Here is a 17,591-nt window from a genome sequence, read left to right as displayed (position 1 = left end):
CTGTGGTTGTCGTTCCGAGGATCCGCGAAGTCCGGGAGGGGCCATGGAAGACCGCGCAGAGCATCCGGCGCGCACCGCGATCGTCATCGGAGGCGGGATCGGCGGGCTGACCGCCGCCGCCGCTCTGCACCGGCGAGGGTGGTCCGTCACCGTCCTGGAAAGAGCCGCCTCCCTGGAGCCCGTCGGAGCCGGCATCGCCCTGGCCCCCAACGCCCAGCGCGCCCTGGACACCATCGATGTGGGCGACGCCGTACGGTCCGTGGCCGTCCGGCGCGCCACGTGGGACCTCCGGCTCCCCGGCGGTCACCGGTTGTCCCGTACGACCGACACCGCGGCCGTACGGCGCTTCGGCGGCCCGGTGGTCATCCAGCACCGTGCCGATGTCGTCAACCTGCTCGCCTCCCGCCTGCCGACGGGAGCGGTACGGACCGGGGTGACGGCCCGTCTGGCCGATCCGGGCGACCCCGCGCGCCCCGACCGGCCGGCCCGCGTCCACCTCACCGACCGCCACGGCCGCCCCCACCCGTCCGGCCACGGCGACCATCTCACCGCGGACCTCGTCGTGGCCGCCGACGGCATCCACTCCGCCACCCGCCGCCTCCTCTTCCCCACCCACCCCGAGCCCCGGTACGCCGGAGTCACCACCTGGCGCATGGTCGTCCCGGCCCCGGACCGCACGTGCGCGGCACACGAGACCTGGGGACGCGGCGGCCTGTGGGGCACCATCCCCCTGTCCGACGGCCGGGTCTACGCGTACGCCCAGGCCGCCGTCCCGTCCGGCGGCAGCGCCCCCGACGACGAACGCGCCGAGCTCCTGCGCCGCTTCGGCACCTGGCACCACCCCGTCCCCGCCATCCTGCGCGCCACCGACCCGGCCGCCATCCTGCGCAACGACGTGTACTCGGGGACCCGCCCCGTACCGGCGTTCCACCACGGACGCGTGGCGCTGCTCGGGGACGCCGTACACCCGATGACCCCCAGCCTCGGACAGGGCGGCTGCCAGGCCATCGAGGACGCGGTCGTCCTCGCCCATCTGGTCGGCCTCGCCACCGGCAGCCCGAACGGCCCTGACCAGTCGTACGGATCCGGCAACCCGCCCACCCTGACCGCCGCCCTGGCCCGCTACACCCGAGAACGCCGACCGCGCACCACAGAGGTGGTACGCCGCTCGGCACGCGTCAGCCGCGCCACCACCTGGTCCTCCCTCCCCGCCCACCTCCTGCGTGCCGCCGGTCTGGCCCTGGCCGCCCGCCGCGCACCGGACCTCGGACTGCGTGCCCTGGACGGCATCGCGGACTGGTGCCCGCCGCCCGGCGCGTATGCTTCCGGCACTCGGGGGACACAGATCACCGCGCACTCCAGGGAGAACCAGTGAAGGTCGGCTGCATCGGACTCGGCGACATCGCCCGGAAGGCATATCTGCCGGTGCTCGGAGCTCAGCCGGGCGTGCAGCTCCACCTCCAGACCCGCACCCCGGCCACCTTGGAGCGGGTCGCCGACGCCTACCACCTGCCCGCCGCGCAGCGCCACGCCGACCTCGACTCGCTGCTGGCGGCCGGCCTGGACGCGGCCTTCGTGCACGCGCCGACCAGCGTCCACCCCGAGATCGTGACCCGGCTGATCGAGGCCGGCGTGCCGACGTATGTGGACAAGCCGATCGCGTACGACTTCGCCGACTCGGAGCGGATCGTAGGGCTGGCCGAGGAGCGCGGGGTCAGCCTGGCCGTCGGCTTCAACCGCCGCCACGCGCCCGGCTACGCGTCGTGCCTGGACCACCCGCGCGACCTGATCCTGATGCAGAAGAACCGGACCGGTCTCCCCGAGGACCCGCGCACGCTGGTCCTGGACGACTTCATCCACGTCGTCGACACGCTGCGCTTCCTGGTCCCCGGCGACATCGAGCACATCGACGTACGCGCCCGGATCCGTGACGGGCTGATGCACCACGTCGTGCTCCAGCTCTCCGGTGACGGCTTCACGGCCATCGGGACCATGAACCGCCTCAGCGGGTCCTGCGAGGAGATCCTCGACGTCTCCGGCGGTGACGCCAAGCGGCAGGTCGTCAACCTGGCCGAGGTCATCGACCATCAGGAGCGGCCGAGCATCCGGCGCCGCGGGGACTGGGAGCCGGTCTCCCGCCAGCGCGGCATCGAGCAGGTCGCGCTGGCCTTCCTGGACTCCGTACGGTCCGGCACGCTGCTGACGGCCACGGACGCGCTGCGCACGCACGAGCTGTGCGAACGGGTCGTCACCGAGGCGCTCGCCACGCAGGCGCTCGCGACGGTCTCCTGACCCGCGCCGCGCCCGCCGAGCAGGGCCCCGGCGGGCGCACGGCGGCTGACACCGCGTCAGCCCGCAGGTCACCCGGGTGGAGCCGGGCGGGTTTGCGGGTGGCGGGGTTGGTGGCAGCTTCGGTGGTACGTACCTGCCCGGCTCACCCCAAGGAGTAGCGCACCATGCGTGCCAGAACCGCCCTCATCGCCCTGACAGCCCTGACCGCCCTGGCCGCGGTCGTCCTGGGTTCGACCGCCGCCCAGGCCGACGGCCCGGATGACGACATGCCGCAGAGCCTGGTCACCCATGTCAACTTCCCTCCCGGCTGGTGACACCGGACCGGGCGGCGGCTCGTGCCCGAGCCGTCCGCCCGGCCCTGCGCACCACCGGCACCGCGCAGCCGACGGCGAGCGCCGCCAGGGCCCCGTACAGCGGCCAGTCGCCGATCCGTACGTACGGGCTGGTGCCACGCGCGAGCGGTACGTCGTACACGGCGGCGGCGCTGCGGTCCGTACCCAGCCGGCCGCCCACCGGCTCGCCCCTGGGGCCGTACACCGCGCTCACGCCCGTCAGTGTGGCGTGGACCATCGGACGCCAGGTCTCGGCGGCACGCAGCGCGGCGAGCGAGGCGTGCTGCGCGGGCGCCCAGCTCTCCTGGAAGGTCGAGGTCGAGGACTGCGCGACCAGCAGTCGGGCGCCGTCCCCCGCGAGCCGGCGGCTCATGTCGGGGAAGGCCGACTCGAAACAGACCAGCGGCCCCACGCGCAGACCGCCCGCCGAGGACACCGGCATCAGCACCTGCCGGCTGCCCCGCATGCGGTTCTCCTCGGCCGCTTTGCCGACGTGGGTGGCCCACCCCAGCAGGGAGCGGGCCGGGACGTACTCGCCGAAGGGCACCAGCCGCATCTTGTCGTAGCGGTCGCCGGTGGGCCCGTGCGGACCGATCAGTACGGAACTCTTGTAGATGCCCGGCCGTCCCGGGCGCCGCGCGTCCACGTTCACCAGCAGTTGTGCGCCGACCGTGCGGGAGAGCGCCGCGAGGCGGGCGGCCGTGCCCGGACTGGCCGTCAGGTCGCGGTCCACACTGCTCTCACCCCACACCACCAGGCGCACCCCCCGGCCCGCCAGGGAGCGGGTCAACTGCTCGCTGCGCGCCAGACGCGGTGCCGGGCCGGCGATGTCGCCCGGCTGGACGACCGCGACACGTACGGTGCCGGCCGGCCGCGGCAGGGGCGCCCACCACCACGCCGCGCAGCCGGCGAAGGCGCACACCGTCACCGCGGCCACCGCGGGCAGCCGCGCCGCCGGCACCGCGATCAGCAGCGCCAGCGCGGTGTTCACCGCGACGATCAGCAGCGTCAGCAGCCACACCCCGCCGATCGAGGCCAGCCGCAGGGCCGGCGGCACCTGCCACTGGCTGGCGCCCAGGAGACCCCAAGGGCCGCCCAGGAACTCCCAGGACCGGACCAGTTCGGCCAGCAGCCAGCCGGACGGCACCAGGACCAGGGCCGCGGCGCAGCGTGCCGCACCGGCCGTGCCCCGGGCCGCGTCTCTGCCCGCGCTCTGGCCCGCGCCCCTGCTCGTGCCCCTTCCCGACCTCCGACCCGCGTCCTCGCGCGAGCCACCTCCCGTACCGCCCAGCAAGGACCGTACGAGAAGCCCCCAGGGAGCCCACAACAGGCCCAGCAGCGCGGCCAGTACGAGGGTGAAGACGTGCAGGCTGGGCAGCAGCCAGTGGTGCACCGCCAGTATGAAACCGGTGCCGCCGAGCCAGCCTTCCAGGGCGGCCCGCCGGTTCGTAGGGGCCGAGCGCAGCAGCAGGATCCACGGGACGAGGGCGACGTACGCCAGCCACCACAGGGCGGGAGCGGGGAAGGCCGCCGCGGGCAGCGCCCCGGCCACGAGCAGGGCGACGGCGCGCGTCCAAGGAGAGGCGAGCCAGGGGGAGGCGAGCCAGGCGCTACCCCTCCGGGGAGGCGCTGCCGATGCAGCCGCTGCCCGCACCGGCGGCGGTTCGGGTGCCGGTGCGGGTGCCGGCGTCGCCTCCCTCTCCGCCTCCCGTCGTCCGTGGCTCACGCCGTACCGGACAGCATCTTGTGCCACTTCTCGTGGACGACCACTTCGCTGAGCAGCCAGCCGCCGGCGCCGCGCCGGGCGGTGAAGGCATAGCGTCCCGCGCAGGTGAAGTTGGGTGCGGTCGGCCCGTCGGCCGGGCCGGTGTCCGGGTCCGCCAGCCGCATCGGGTTGAGGTAGTCCGCCTGGACCGTGGCCGTGTCGCCGGGCGCGCCGTCCCGCTGTGCGAGGGTGATACGACGGTTGACGATGAGATGCTGCCGGACGGGGAAGCGGCGCATCATCTGGGCCAGCCAGGTCGCGATCTCCTCGACATCGCCCTCGATGCCTCCCGCGGTGCGATAGTCGGCACGGCCGTCCGGGGCGAACAGGGCCCGGTAGGCAGTCCAGTCCCCGTCGTCCACGGCGATCGCGTAGCCGGTGACCAGGTCGTCGATGGCCAGGCGGTCCATGACGGTCGAGTGTTCCGCGCGCTGGGTCATCACCTCAGTTTTCGGCATGAAGAGGTCCCCGCCAAGAGGCGGGGACTTCCCGGCGATTCGCGCCCGGTTCCAGGCGGCTTTCAGGCGACCCGCTGCTCGGCGTCCTCGGCCCGCCCGGCCTGTTCGGTGCGCCCCGCCACCTGCCCGGCCACCTGATCCACCGCCTGCTCCGCGGCCCGCTCCGCAGAGGTCCGCGCCTGAGCGAACTGGGTACGGTACAGCTCCTCGTACCGCCCGCCCGCCGCGAGCAGCGACTCGTGCGTGCCGCGCTCCACGATCCGCCCCTCCTCCACGACGAGGATCAGGTCGGCGGCCCGTACGGTCGAGAGCCGGTGGGCGATGACCACCGCCGTACGCCCCTCCAGCGCCTCGGTCAGCGCCTCCTGCACCGCCGCCTCCGAGGTGTTGTCCAGATGAGCGGTGGCCTCGTCCAGGATCACCACCCGGGGCTGGGCCAGCAGCAGCCGGGCGATCGTCAGCCGCTGCCGTTCGCCGCCCGACAGCCGGTAGCCGCGTTCGCCGACGACGGTGTCCAGGCCGTCGGGGAGCGAGGCGATCAGCCCGTCCAGGCGGGAGCGCCGCAGCGCGTCCCACAGCTCCTCCTCGGTCGCCTCCGGCTTGGCCAGCAGCAGGTTCTCGCGGATGGAGTCGTGGAAGAGGTGGCCGTCCTGGGTGACCATGCCGAGGGCGTCGCGGAGCGAGGCCGCGGTCAGATCGCGTACGTCCACCCCCGCCAGGCGTACGGCGCCGGCGTCCGGGTCGTACAGCCGCGGCAGGAGCTGGGCGATCGTCGACTTGCCGGCGCCCGAGGAACCGACCAGCGCCACCATCTGCCCCGGCTCGGCGCGGAAGGAGATGCCGTGCAGGACCTCGTCACCGCCGCGGGTGTCCAAGGTGGCGACCTCCTCCAGCGACGCCAGGGAGACCTTGTCGGCGGACGGGTAGCCGAAGCGTACGGAGTCGAACTCCACCGACACCGGGCCCTTGGGCACCGGGCGGGCGTCCGGCTTCTCGGCGATCAGCGGCTTGAGGTCCAGCACTTCGAAGACCCGCTCGAAGCTGACCAGCGCGCTCATCACCTCGACATGGGCGCCGGACAGCGCGGTCAGCGGCGCGTACAGGCGGGTCAGCAGGAGGGCGAGGGAGACGATCGCGCCGGCGTCGAGCCGGCCGTGCAGCGCGAGGTAGCCGCCGAGGCCGTAGACGACGGCCAGTGCCAGGGCCGAGACCAGGGTGAGGGCGGTGACGAAGTAGGTCTGGACCATGGCCGAGCGCACCCCGATGTCCCGTACGCGCCGGGCCCGCGCCGCGAACTCCGCGGACTCGCGGTCCGGGCGCCCGAAGAGCTTGACGAGGGTGGCCCCCGGCGCGGAGAACCGCTCGGTCATCTGCGTACCCATCGCCGCGTTGTGATCCGCGCCCTCCCGCCGCAGACCCGCCAGCCGGCGGCCGACCCGGCGCGCGGGCAGCACGAACACCGGCAGCAGGACCAGGGCGATCAGGGTGATCTGCCACGACAGGCTCAGCATCACCCCGAGCGTCAGGAGCAGCGTGACGATGTTGCTGACCACCCCCGACAGGGTGTCGCTGAAGGCCCGCTGGGCGCCGATCACGTCGTTGTTCAGCCTGCTGACCAGGGCCCCGGTGCGGGTCCGGGTGAAGAAGGCGACGGGCATCCGCTGCACGTGGTCGTACACGGTGGTGCGCAGATCCAGGATCAGGCCCTCGCCGATGCTCGCCGACAGCCAGCGGGTGAGCAGGCCGAGCCCCGCCTCGACCACCGCGATGACGGCGATCAGGCCGGAGAGCCCCAGTACGGTGCCGGCCGCCTCGCCCTTGACGATCGCGTCCACGACACGCCCCGCGAACAGCGGGGTCGCCACCGCCAGCATCGCCGTGACGGTGCTCAGCACCAGGAAGAGGGCCAGCAGGCGGCGGTGCGGACGGGCGAAGGCCAGAATACGGCGCAGGGTGCGGCGGGAGAGCGGACGCCGGTCCCGCTGGGCGTTGAGGGTGCTGTGCAGCGAGTGCCAGGCGGTGACTTCCATGTCCATCGTGGTTCTCCAGCGCGTCGTGGCCATCACGGGGATCGGATCGGGATCGGATCGGATCGGGATCAGACCGGGATCGGGATCGCGGGCCGGGGATGACCGGCGACATGGAGGAAGCTATGACCTCAACCAAGGTCGAGGTCAAGGCATTCCCTGAAGCACGGGCGGGCCCGGCGGATCTGTGCGGCGGACCGGTACGGAAGACTGACCCCACCATGACCGCCATGACCCTCCTCCTCCCGCCCCGCCTCACCGCCTCCGCCGCCACCCTGGGCGAAGCCGCCGGCCGGCGCGGCATCCCCCGCGTCCAACTGCCGACCTTCGAGGTACCGCGAGGACTGCGCGCCACCCACCTCCACGCGGGCCCCTCCTTCGCCGACGCCGTCGCCCCCGCGCTCGGCATCGCCCCGCTGGAAGCCCCCGCGGACTGGCTGGCGAAGCTGCCGCACGACCTCGTACGGCGTGAGATACGGACGATGCCCATCCGGGACGCGTACGCCCTGCGCCGCCCCGTCTTCGTCAAGTCGCCCAACGACAAGAGCATCGCGGCGCGGGTCTACGCCGACGGTTCGCGGCTGCCCGGGCCGGACGCGGTCGACCCGGACACGCTGGTCCTGGCCGCCGACGTGGTGACCTTCGACGTCGAATACCGGCTCTACCTGCTCGACGGCGAGGTCCGTACGGGCAGCCGCTACGCCGACGGCGGCAGCCTTCGCCTGGGGCCGCTCACGCCGGACGCGGCCTCCTTCGGCGCCGAGCTGCTCGCCCGCGCCGGCACCACCCTGCCGTCCGCGATCGTCGTGGACATCGGCCGGACCGACGGGCACTGGGCGGTCATCGAGGCCAACGCGGCCTGGGCGAGCGGCGCTTACGCGGCCGATCCGGACCTGGCGCTGGATACCGTGCTGCGCGCCGCCGGTCCGCTCGCCGAGGTGGCGCCGGACGACCGGCCCTTCATCCGGCCCGCCGCACGCTCCCCCGGCCTGCCGCACGCTCCCCCCGGCCTGCCGTACGCCCCACCTGACCTGCCGTACGCCCCACCTGACCTGCTGCCGGCCTCATCGGCGCCGGCTCACCCCGTCTGCCGTGCCGCCAGCCGCTTGTGCACGTCCTCCGGCGTGAGGTAGACATCGGTCCGCTCGAAGTCCCGCAGCGTCGCGGGCTGCCGCGCCAGGAACCCGATCCGTACGAAATCGTCGCCCGCCGTGGCGTTGATGCACCAGTTCGCGGTCGTACGGAACCGGGCGGTGCCGGTGCGCAGGGCCATGAGGTGGTAGCCGCGCGCCACGATCTGCGCCGGCAGGCTCGACAGCTCGATCCCCACCGGCTTGGACACCGCGTCCGTGCCGCCGAGGTCCACGACCAGGCCGAGGTCCTTGTGCCGGTAGGGGGTCAGCGGAGCGTTGCGCAGCCCGGCGATGATGTTCCGCGCGGCGTGCTTGCCCTGGCGCTGCGCGTGCTGCGCCGTGGGCGGGCACACGGCGCCCGCCTCCTTGGTGAGGTCCGGCACGGCCGCCGCGTCACCGCAGGCCAGCACCTCCGGCATCCCCGGCACGGTCAGGTTCGAGGCGACGGCCAGCCGGCCGCGTACGGTCTCGGCGCCCAGCGTGCCGATCAGCGGGCTGGCGGCGACACCCGCCGTCCAGATCAGGGTGTGGCAGGGCAGCAGCCGGTCGTCCGTGAAGCGCACGGTGTCCGCGGTGACCTCGGCGACGGACACCCCCAGTGAGACGTCCGTGCCGCGCCTGCGCAACAGGGCCATGGCCTTGCCGCCGAGCCGGTCGCCGAGTTCGGGCATCAGCTTCGGCGCGATGTCGATCAGGTGCCACTTGATCTGGGCGGGGTCCAGGCGCGGGTAGCGCTTGGCCGCCGCGTTGGTGAGCCGCTGGAGGTAGGCGACGGTCTCGGTACCCGCGTATCCGCCGCCCACGACCACGAACTGCAGCCGGGCGGCGCGCTCCGCCGCGTCCGAGGAGGCCGCGGCGATGTCGAGCTGCGAGATGACGTGGTCACGTACGTAGGCGGCCTCGGCGAGGGTCTTCATGCCGCGTGCGTGCTCGCTCAGCCCGGGGATGTCGAAGGAACGGGTGACGCTGCCGGGCGTCAGCACCAGGCGGTCGTAGTGGACGTCGGTGGTCTCGCCGGTGATCAGCCGTACGACACAGACCTTGGAGGCGGCGTCGATGCCGATCACCCCGCCCGGCACGATGCGGGTACGGCGCAGGATGCGGCGCAGCGAGGGGGCGATCGACTGCGGGGTGAGCACTCCGGCGGCGACATGGGGGAGCAGCGGCAGGTAGAGCTGGTAGTTGTTGGGCGTGACAAGCGTGATCTCGGCTTCCCGGGCCGGCAGGCCGTGTTCCAGGGCCCGCGCGCACTCCACACCGGCGAAGCCGCCGCCCACGATCAGGACTCTGGGTCTTTCCATGAGAGGGTCCTCGCCTCTGTCGGCCGCTGTCGGCAATGCGATCGGCCGGTGGTCGGCTGGTCGGTCGGTCGGGTGTCGTCCGGCGTTTCCCCCCTTCCGAAAACGGTCCGAACCAGATCACCACCCTCCAGCCACGCTGGCACGCGTCCGCACCCGTCGCCACCGCGCCCGCCACGGGTTCCTGCGACCGGGTGAGAAACCGCCCGGCACCTCCTGTGGCGACGTATCCTCCGGAGCCACGAGAGCGGACCGGCGCGGCCACCGGTAAAGGCGGAGCCGCTGCCCCCTACTCCTCTCCCTGGTGACCAGGGGTGATCACCGGCGCTCCGGCCCCGCCCGGGCCCGTCGTTCCTCTGCGCCCTGGGCGACGACGCGGCCCCTGGCCGACCATGACCAGCCACCGCAGTCCATAACGAGCCACGGCCGTCCATGACAGTCGGCCCAGGACAGTACTGAATTGAGCCAACCTCCATACGTACGCCGCGCGCGGACTGAGCCGCGCGGCCAGCGGGTAAACCGTAGACAAGTACTAGACACGGTTGGGCGCAACCGTAGACATGCTTGACGCAGCCGCCGACCGAGACCCCGCCGGAGGCTGGAACTGCGCGCATGCCCGGCGCCGACGGTGGTCGTTCCCGCACGGTTCCGCGCCGGGTGGGCCCTTCACCTCTCGCATCCCGCCACCGCCTGCGCGCGGCCGAATACGCACGGGTACGGAGGTGGGGACGCCATGCTGGACGAAGGGCGGACATTCGGGAGCCGGGTACGGCCGACGAGCTTCGGCGTCGTACTGGAACTGAGCGGAGAACTCGACATCTTCGCCACGACGACACTCTCGCAGCGCATCGACGAACTCACCAACGTACGCCGTCCCGACCTCGTACTGGACATGAGCGAGGTGACCTTCATCGACTGCGGCGGCCTGTCCCTGCTGTGCCGGGCACGGCAGCGCATCGCTGCCAGGGACGGCCGGCTGCGCCTGGCGGGCGTCGCCGCGAGCCCCAGCACCCAGCGCCTGCTGCGGCTGACCGGAATGACCCATTGCTTCGACCTGTGCGACCCCCCTCCCTCCGCAATCCCCCGGACCGCCGCCACCACCAACTCCGACAACTCGGTCATCGCCTGACTCCCGCCCACCCGCCCACATCTTTCCCTCCCTCACCTCATCCCCACAGCCGATGCGGCACCCGGCACATCACGCTCCGCCGAGTGCCGCATCACCCGTTCCACCCCGGCGGCTTCAGCCCGGCAGCACCGCCTCGACGGCCCGCACCACTTCCTCGCTCTCCGGCTCCACCCGCGGCCGGAAACGCCCCACGACCTCGCCCTGCCCGTTCACCAGGAACTTCTCGAAGTTCCACTGAACGTCCCCGGACTCGCCCTCGGCATCCTGCGCGCGGGTCAACTCCGCGTACAACGGATGCCGGTCCGGCCCGTTGACCTCCGTCTTCTCGAACAACGGGAAGCTGACGCCGTACGTCGTGGAGCAGAACGTACTGATCTCCTCGGCCGTACCCGGCTCCTGCCCCGCGAACTGGTTGCAGGGGAAGCCCAGCACACTCAGCCCCCGTGCCCCGAAGCGCTCCTGAAGCCGCTCCAGCCCCGCGTACTGCGGCGTCAGCCCGCACTTGGACGCCACATTGACGACCAGCAGCGCCCGCCCCCGGTAGTCGGCCAGCGATACCGGCTCCCCGGCCAGCGTCCGCAACGGAATCCCGTACAGATCCGCACTCATCACTCATACCCCTCAATCCAGGCCCCGCGCTCGCGGCGGCCCATCGACGACCACAACACCACACGGCGAACGGGTCTTCCTTGATCCTCCTCACGCGGTACGGCCGGCCGCCGCCCGCGGCAACTGGTGCCGCTCCAGGCGTGGGTGCTCGGGAGGGGCCGTTGTCAGTGGCGTGTGCTGTGCTGGTGGGTGTGAGGAAGCCAACGGGCTCGAACGCGAGGGGGGTTGAGGCGGATGGTCGTGGTCGTACGGGTCAGGCGGGTCGGGATGTGTGAGGGTGGGCCGGCCGTTGTGAACAGCGCCGTGCGGGGAGGTGCCTGGTGAGCCGCGTGCCCGTCCGGCGTCGCAGCAAGGCGCGGCAGCGGCGGAATACCGTGGTGGGCGTCGGGAGTGCCGCTGCCGTCGGGGGCGTGCTGCTGACACAGTGGCTGCTTGCCCACTTATGGGTCCTGGCGCTGGTCGGGGTGCTGGCCGCGCTGACGGCCGGGGGGTATGTCCACCGTGCGCGGCAGCGGGCGGCGTGGGACCGGGTCCGTCGCCAGGCGCTGCGCCTGCGGCCGGCTCAACTGGACGCGCTGGACCATCGGGACTTCGAGACGGCCGTACGTGATCTGATGCGCCGCGACGGGTGCCGGGCCGAGCGGCTGGGAGGCGCCGGTGACGACGCGTGCGACGTGAAGGCCACGGACCCGTTGGGCCGGGTCTGGGCCGTGCAGTGCAAGCACCGTCGGGACGGGCTGCGCGGGCAGGCCGTGGGGACGGGGGTGCTGCAACAGGTCAACGGGACGGCCAAGCCGGTGCACCGGGCGGATGTCGCCGTGGTCGTCACCAACGGCCGCTTCTCGTCCAAGGCGATACCGTGGGGGCACCGGCACGGGATCCATTTGGTCGACCGTGCGGTTCTGGTGGAGTGGGCGGGCGGCTCCCGGCCGCTGTGGGAGATACTCGACCGCCTCCCGCCGCCTCGGCGTTCGGTCACCTTCAACTGACCGACTGACCGACTGACCGACTGGCCGAATGACTGACTGACGCGGGTTCGGGACGGCTGCCCAGGGGTGAGCAAGGTCAGGGCCTGGGCCAGTCGTAGATGTCGATCATGCGCTCCAGGACCGGCGAGGTGCCGACCTCCAACAGGATGGACACCTCCAGCGCGTCCGCGAAGGTCGCACCGGGGCGGGACGTCGCCCGGTCCATCCGTTCCAGGGAGGTGAGGGCGATCATGCCGCCGCCGACGACATGCCGCCACCCGTGGCGTTCCGGTGGGCCGCCAGTACGATGCCGGTCGACCCGGACAACGCGTCGTGGAACTGCAGCTTGAGCTTGACCAGCGGGTCCCTGCCGCCCATCCCGGCCCAGCCGGTGCCCACCGACAACTGGTCGTGGAGGCCCACCGCCCCGTACCGGTCCAGCAGGGCGAATGCCTCCTTGAGCTGGGGAGCCGGGCCGAAGGTGCGCTGGTCCTCGTGGACGAAGATCATGAACAGCGCGTCCAGTGGTCCGCCCGGCCCGTCCCCGGGTACGGCGATACCGGCGCCGGCCGCGGGCACCGTGCCGGCCAGGAAATCCTGGCGCTGCCGTTCCTCGTCCTCGGGCGCGAATTCCGTGGCGCGGTCGATGTGTCCCTGGAGCGGAGGGCACATACCCGGCCGGTCGGCCGCGTACGGCCCCTCGTGCGGTGCCTTGCTTCCGTGCTGCTCGCGTTCCCCATGTTGGGGATCCGTACTTCGGCGATCCGTACTTCGGCGATCCGTATTTCGGCGTTCCTCACGCTCACGGTCCACTGTGGCCCTCCCGGTATCGGTCCCAGACGCTGGCACCCTCCCACACAGCGATGACCCGGTAGCGGGGAACAGCCAAGAGATACCGGATGGGGGTGGCGGGGAGGGGCGGTGAGGGAGGAAGGAGCGGTAGCAGGCTGATGCTTCAGGCTCATGCTTGGCCAAGCGGTTCCCGAACGAGGCGCGGCGCCGCGCCCAAGGTCCGGACCAGGGGCGGGACGAGTCCGTACGCAGGGGATACTGCTCCTCATGCGTATTGACTTCGATCCCGCTGCCGTTTCCCGTAACGATTTCTATCGGCTGCTGACCGCGACGGTGGTTCCGCGGCCCATTGCCTGGGTTTCGACGATCGACCGGGACGGCGTGCCCAACCTCGCCCCGCACTCGTTCTTCACCATTTCCTGTGTCGCTCCGCCCATCGTTCAGTTCACGGCGGTGGGCCGTAAGGATTCGCTGCGCAATGTCGAGGAAACCGGGCAGTTCGTGGTCAACCTGGCGGACGAGCGGCATTTCCGGCAGATCAATGACACCGCCGTCGACTTCCCGCGTGGGGTGAACGAGTTCGAGCGGGCCGGTATCGACAGTGAACCGAGCCTGCGCGTCAAGCCGCCGCGGGTCGCGGCGTCGCCGGTGGCGTTCGAATGCGAGCTGCACAGCACATTGCTGCTCGGTGATTCCACCGTGGTCTTCGGACGGGTGGTGCATGCGGCTGTTTCGGAAGAGGTGATGGTCGACGGACACCCCGAGATCACGAAGCTTCGGCCGCTCTCGCGGCTGGGCAAGGACGAATGGGGACGATCGGGGACGTACGGGAGCTGTCCCGTATCCGGTTCGCCGACTGGCAGGGGCCAGCGGCGGCCGAGTGACGGCTTAGACGCAGGGGAGAGGGCAGGAGCAAGGGAAGGGGGAGGGGGGCAAAGGCGGTGGGTCGCCGGGGAAATCCACGAGAAGTGTCGGAAAGGTCCCGGAAAGGTCCTGGAAAGGTCCCGGATAGATCGGAGTCGGCATGGCTGGTATCGGTCACGATCCCGAGTTCGGGGAGCGAATCGCCCCTGGCACCACCGGCACCGGCGCCGACGCCGATGCCGGCCCCAGCTCCGCCCCTGCCTCCTCCCCTGCCCGCGCGGCGGGCCCCGGTCTGCGGGTCATGAGCTTCAACGTGCGCTACGCCTCGGACGTAGGGCCCCATTCGTGGCCGGAGCGCCGGCCCGTCATGCGCGCACTGCTGCGGGCCGCCGCTCCGCACCTTCTCGGTACGCAGGAGGGCTGTACGGCCAGCTCCGCGAGATGGCAGAGGACCTCGGTGACGACTACGCCTGGCTGGGAACGGGGCGGGCCGGGGGCAGCCGCGACGAGTTCGTGGCGGTCTTCTATGACGTCCGCAGATTGGAGCCGATCGAGTACGACCACTTCTGGCTGTCCGACAGCCCGTATCTGATCGGTTCGGCGACCTGGGGCAACACCGTCATCCGCATGGTCACGTGGGTGCGCTTCCGGGATCTGCGGACGGAGGCCGAGTTCTCCGTACTGAACACCCATCTCGACCATGCCCACCAGTACGCCCGTGAACGGTCGGCGGCACTGATCACCGACCGCCTGCGTGCGCTGGACCCGGCGCTGCCGCGCATCGTCACCGGGGACTTCAACGTCCCCGCGCACAAGAACCCCGTCTACACCGCCATGCTCGACGGTGGAGCGCTGCTGGACAGTTGGGACGGTGCCGAGGCGCGTGGCTCCGCGTACGCGACATTTCACGGCTACCGGCCGCTGGTACCGGACGGCGACCGGATCGACTGGATCCTCACCTCGCCCTCCGTCCGTATCCGCCGTGCGGACATCAACACCTTCTCGCGGGACGGACAGTTCCCCAGCGATCACCTGCCGGTGCAGGCGCTGGTGGAGTTGTGAGACGCCGGCAACCTACGCGAGGCCGAGGCAGAGCCTGAGCTCCGGCCCGAGGCCGAGGCCCGGGCCGGAGCCGGGATCAGTGAGCTGAGCTGCCGCGGACGCGCAGGCCCGCGAGCAGGTCCTGGGTCGCGGCGGCCACCGCGTCCACGGCGTGCTCGAACACCTCGCGGTTGTGGGTGGCCGGCGCACGGAAGCCGGAGACCTTACGGACGTACTGCAGCGCCGCTGCGCGGATGTCCTCGTCGGTCACTTCCGGGGTGGCGGGCGGACGGAGTGTCTTGATGCTTCGGCACATGGGACCAGTGTGCGTCCTCGGCCCGGCGCCGGCACGGGGGAGGGAAGGGGGGAGCGGGAGGAATGGGTGGCAGGCGGCCGTAGCCGGCGGTTACGGGAGACCTGTCACCCGCATGGTGATGTTCAGACGGCCGCGGGCCAGGCCGGTGGCAGGGTCACCGGTGCCCGGGTACGTCTTCGGCACCCCGTGATACGCCCACCGGGACGGTCCACCGAAGACGAACAGGTCACCGGAGGCCAGTTCGATGTCCGTATAGGGCTGGGTGCGGGTTTCGGTGTTCCCGAAGCGGAAGACGCAGGTGTCACCGATGCTGAGCGAGACGACCGGCGCGTCGGACCGCTCCTCCTTGTCCTGGTGCATGCCGAGTTTGGACCGCCCGTCCCCGTCATAGAAGTTGATCAGTGCCGTATCCGGTGTGTAGCCGTCACCGGCGCTCTCCTCCCCGTACGCGTCGACCAGCGCCCGGCGCCCCAACTCCACCATCCAGTCCGGGAATTCGGCGACGCGGGCGCCGTTGACGTCATCGGCGGTACGGGTGTACGCGTACGGCTGCCAGTGCCAGCCGATGCACACCGTCTGTACGGACATCACCCCGCCGCGCGGCAGTTTGGTGTGCCGGATCGGCACCGGACCGCGCGCCCAGTCCCGGCAGGCGGTGACCAGTTCCCGCTGCTGCTCCAAGGTCAGCCAGGCGGGGACGTGCACCGCGCCCGGCGCGGGGCTCGTGCGGGGTCGGGAGGGGGAGCCGTGATCGTACACCGCGTCCGCCGCGGGGCCGCAGGCGGATGAGAATGCGGAATCGCAAGGGCCGGAATCGGAAGGATTGGAATCGGAAGGGGGGCCGAAGCCGGGCAGTGTGAGATCTCCGGGCGGCATGGGCCGCCGGGACGGTCTGTGCGCTCCGGGCTGCGGCGATGCGGTCATTCGGCCGGTTTCATCCCTTCTCGATGCTTGCGAAGTCGTTACTTCTCATGGTGAGTGCCGCGGCGGACGGAGACGAGAGCGGGCGGGGAGCTGTCAGGCGGCGTCGTGGAAGACCAGGCCCAGCGCATGGCGGCGGCCCGAGCGGACCGTACTGACGCCGTGCCGCACCGGCCCGGTGGACCAGCCGCGCGTGGAACGGACCGGCCGGTCACGGGTGGTGAAGATCAACCCGTGCCCCTGCCGGAGAACGGTCGCGGTGCCTCGCGACTGGGCACGAGGACGCTGCTCCACCAGCAGGAACTCGCCTCCCGTGTAGTCGGTGCCCGGTTCGTCGAGCCCGATGACGACCTGGAGCGGGAAGACCAGATCGCCGTACAGATCGCGGTGGAGGGCGTTCCAGTCCCCCTCCTCGTAGCGGAGCAGGATCGCCGTCGACCTGGCCTGGTCGGCCCGGTGGCACATCGCCAGCCACTCCTCCAGCGTGTCCGGCCAGGGCGCCGGCCTGCGCAGTTTCTCCGCCCAGTCGCGGGCGATCGGCAGCAGGCGCGGATAGAACGCCTCGCGCAGTCGCTGGACGGGCTCCGGGTACGGACGGTTGAAGTAACGGTACTGCCCGGAACCGAAGCGGTGCCGGGCCATGTCCACGGTTGCGCGGAACCGTTCCGCCTCGTCGTACAGCTCCGCGATCTCCCGGCATTCCCGGGTACTCAGCAAGCGCGGGGTGAGCGCACAGCCGTACGCGTTGAGCTCATCGGTCAGGGACGGCCAGTCGGCCCGGCCCAGCCGGTCCGTCCCGTCCGTCCCACCTGGCTCGTCCGTCCCACCTGGATCGTCTGTCCAGGCGGGACGGCCCGGCCTGTCCGCGCTGTCCACCGCCGACGGGACACGGGTGGTCATGCCTGCTCCAGGTCGAGCAGCCGCCGCTTGCGCTCCAGCCCGCCCGCATAGCCGGTCAGGGTGCCGTTCGCGCCGATGACGCGGTGGCAGGGCCGTACGATCAGCAGCGGATTGGCACCGATCGCCGTACCCAGGGCGCGGACCGCGGCACGGGAGATGCCCGCTGCCTCGGCCAGCGCGCCGTAGCTGGTGGTGGTGCCGTACGGAATGGTCTCCAGCGCGTCCCAGACCCGCTGCTGGAACGCGGTGCCCCGGCCGATGACGCGGTCGATGTCGAAATGGGTGCGCGCTCCGTCGAAGTACGCCGCTAGCTGCTCGGCGATCTCGGCGAACGCCTCGGGGGCGCGCCGCCATCCGTCCTGCACGATCGCGGCTCCCTTCTGGCCGGACATGGAGAGCGAGGCCAGGGCGATGCCGCCGCGCGCGGTCGGGCTCTCCTCGCCGACCAGGAGCAGTTCACCGAGCGGACTGCCGATCGACGCGTAGAGCGTGCTGCTTCCCGCGGCAGTGGCGGTGGCGGTGGCGGTGGCGGTGACAGTGCTGGGAGGGGTGGGAGGGAAGGCGGTGGCGGGGGCGGTCGTATGGAGAGCCATGAGGTGGGGTGCTTTCGTATCGCGTTCAGTGAGGCGCGGCGGGCCGGACAGGCCGGCGGGAAGCCGGAGAGGCACGAGCGAGGCGCAGTCGGTCCCCTCCGATTCTCGTGGGCCGCGCTTACTACTGTGCGCCGGGCCGGGCATGAGTGCTGG

At 71.8% G+C, this 17,591-nt stretch carries 16 protein-coding genes and 3 pseudogenes; 8 read left to right on the top strand and 11 right to left on the bottom strand.

What is annotated here, in order from left to right; all coding sequences use genetic code 11:
- The first annotated feature begins 43 nt into the window (after positions 1-43).
- The 3 genes from KGS77_RS02445 (at position 44) to KGS77_RS02435 (ending at position 2,606) form a co-directional block, all read left to right on the top strand.
- Positions 44-1,375 carry an FAD-dependent monooxygenase gene (locus KGS77_RS02445; RefSeq protein WP_242578465.1) on the top strand — a complete coding sequence of 444 codons (1,332 nt, stop codon included), beginning with the start codon at positions 44-46 and terminating at the stop codon, positions 1,373-1,375.
- A complete protein-coding gene (locus tag KGS77_RS02440) occupies positions 1,372-2,292 on the top strand; it encodes a Gfo/Idh/MocA family oxidoreductase (RefSeq protein WP_242578464.1) in 921 nt (306 codons plus the stop codon). The genes KGS77_RS02445 and KGS77_RS02440 overlap by 4 nt, the downstream gene beginning before the upstream one ends.
- A 164-nt stretch (positions 2,293-2,456) precedes the next feature.
- Entirely contained in the window at positions 2,457-2,606 is a 150-nt protein-coding gene (locus KGS77_RS02435; RefSeq protein ID WP_242578463.1) for a hypothetical protein, read from the top strand.
- Here KGS77_RS02435 and lnt read toward each other — a convergent pair.
- From lnt to KGS77_RS02420, 3 genes are all read right to left on the bottom strand, one after another.
- A complete protein-coding gene (lnt, locus tag KGS77_RS02430) occupies positions 2,584-4,176 on the bottom strand; it encodes an apolipoprotein N-acyltransferase (RefSeq protein WP_242587254.1) in 1,593 nt (530 codons plus the stop codon). The genes KGS77_RS02435 and lnt overlap by 23 nt on opposite strands.
- A gap of 170 nt (positions 4,177-4,346) precedes the next feature.
- Positions 4,347-4,829 (bottom strand): nuclear transport factor 2 family protein, encoded by a 483-nt coding sequence (locus KGS77_RS02425; RefSeq protein ID WP_242578462.1) that lies wholly within the window; start codon positions 4,827-4,829, stop codon positions 4,347-4,349.
- 80 nt (positions 4,830-4,909) lie between these two features.
- A complete protein-coding gene (locus tag KGS77_RS02420; RefSeq protein ID WP_242587253.1) occupies positions 4,910-6,883 on the bottom strand; it encodes an ABC transporter ATP-binding protein in 1,974 nt (657 codons plus the stop codon).
- Positions 6,884-7,104: 221 nt separating this feature from the next.
- On the opposite strand from KGS77_RS02420, the pseudogene KGS77_RS02415 reads away from it, so the two are divergent.
- A pseudogene (locus KGS77_RS02415) lies at positions 7,105-7,842 on the top strand (ATP-grasp domain-containing protein); the annotation flags it as partial.
- Positions 7,843-7,952: 110 nt separating this feature from the next.
- On the opposite strand, the gene KGS77_RS02410 reads toward KGS77_RS02415, so the two are convergent.
- Positions 7,953-9,308, bottom strand: a complete 1,356-nt coding sequence (locus KGS77_RS02410; RefSeq protein ID WP_242578461.1) for an NAD(P)/FAD-dependent oxidoreductase — start codon at positions 9,306-9,308, stop codon at positions 7,953-7,955.
- A 730-nt stretch (positions 9,309-10,038) separates the two neighbouring features.
- Between KGS77_RS02410 and KGS77_RS02405 the strand changes: the two genes are divergently transcribed.
- Complete coding sequence (locus KGS77_RS02405; RefSeq protein WP_242578460.1) at positions 10,039-10,434, top strand: STAS domain-containing protein; 396 nt, start codon at positions 10,039-10,041, stop codon at positions 10,432-10,434.
- Between the two features lie 114 nt (positions 10,435-10,548).
- On the opposite strand, the gene KGS77_RS02400 is transcribed toward KGS77_RS02405, so the two are convergent.
- Complete coding sequence (locus KGS77_RS02400) at positions 10,549-11,043, bottom strand: glutathione peroxidase (RefSeq protein ID WP_242578459.1); 495 nt, start codon at positions 11,041-11,043, stop codon at positions 10,549-10,551.
- Positions 11,044-11,453: 410 nt separating this feature from the next.
- Between KGS77_RS02400 and KGS77_RS02395 the strand changes: the two genes are divergently transcribed.
- Complete coding sequence (locus tag KGS77_RS02395; protein WP_242578458.1) at positions 11,454-12,032, top strand: restriction endonuclease; 579 nt, start codon at positions 11,454-11,456, stop codon at positions 12,030-12,032.
- A 76-nt stretch (positions 12,033-12,108) separates the two neighbouring features.
- On the opposite strand, the gene KGS77_RS02390 is transcribed toward KGS77_RS02395, so the two are convergent.
- Both KGS77_RS02390 and KGS77_RS02385 read right to left on the bottom strand, forming a co-directional pair.
- A complete protein-coding gene (locus KGS77_RS02390) occupies positions 12,109-12,264 on the bottom strand; it encodes a hypothetical protein (protein WP_242578457.1) in 156 nt (51 codons plus the stop codon).
- Positions 12,261-12,683 carry a hypothetical protein gene (locus KGS77_RS02385; RefSeq protein WP_242578456.1) on the bottom strand — a complete coding sequence of 141 codons (423 nt, stop codon included), beginning with the start codon at positions 12,681-12,683 and terminating at the stop codon, positions 12,261-12,263. Before KGS77_RS02385 ends, KGS77_RS02390 begins: the two co-directional genes overlap by 4 nt.
- A 387-nt stretch (positions 12,684-13,070) precedes the next feature.
- Between KGS77_RS02385 and KGS77_RS02380 the strand changes: the two are divergent.
- A pseudogene (locus KGS77_RS02380) lies at positions 13,071-13,687 on the top strand (flavin reductase family protein).
- 179 nt (positions 13,688-13,866) lie between these two features.
- Positions 13,867-14,729: pseudogene (locus tag KGS77_RS02375) on the top strand (endonuclease/exonuclease/phosphatase family protein).
- Between the two features lie 76 nt (positions 14,730-14,805).
- Here KGS77_RS02375 and KGS77_RS02370 read toward each other — a convergent pair.
- The 4 genes from KGS77_RS02370 to KGS77_RS02355 form a co-directional block, all read right to left on the bottom strand.
- Positions 14,806-15,024: a DUF2277 domain-containing protein gene (locus tag KGS77_RS02370; protein ID WP_242578455.1), complete on the bottom strand. Its 219-nt coding sequence runs from the start codon at positions 15,022-15,024 to the stop codon at positions 14,806-14,808.
- 90 nt (positions 15,025-15,114) lie between these two features.
- Positions 15,115-15,783: an alpha-ketoglutarate-dependent dioxygenase AlkB gene (locus tag KGS77_RS02365; protein WP_347404425.1), complete on the bottom strand. Its 669-nt coding sequence runs from the start codon at positions 15,781-15,783 to the stop codon at positions 15,115-15,117.
- A 258-nt stretch (positions 15,784-16,041) separates the two neighbouring features.
- Complete coding sequence (locus tag KGS77_RS02360; protein ID WP_242578453.1) at positions 16,042-16,845, bottom strand: 2OG-Fe(II) oxygenase; 804 nt, start codon at positions 16,843-16,845, stop codon at positions 16,042-16,044.
- Positions 16,842-17,438, bottom strand: a complete 597-nt coding sequence (locus tag KGS77_RS02355; RefSeq protein ID WP_242578452.1) for a methylated-DNA--[protein]-cysteine S-methyltransferase — start codon at positions 17,436-17,438, stop codon at positions 16,842-16,844. Before KGS77_RS02355 ends, KGS77_RS02360 begins: the two co-directional genes overlap by 4 nt.
- Positions 17,439-17,591: the final 153 nt, after the last annotated feature.

This window comes from Streptomyces sp. MST-110588, from assembly GCF_022695595.1.
Classification (GTDB): domain Bacteria; phylum Actinomycetota; class Actinomycetes; order Streptomycetales; family Streptomycetaceae; genus Streptomyces.
The sequence above is the reverse complement of the archived record's forward strand: the minus strand, read 5'-3'. Positions and strand labels throughout refer to the sequence as shown.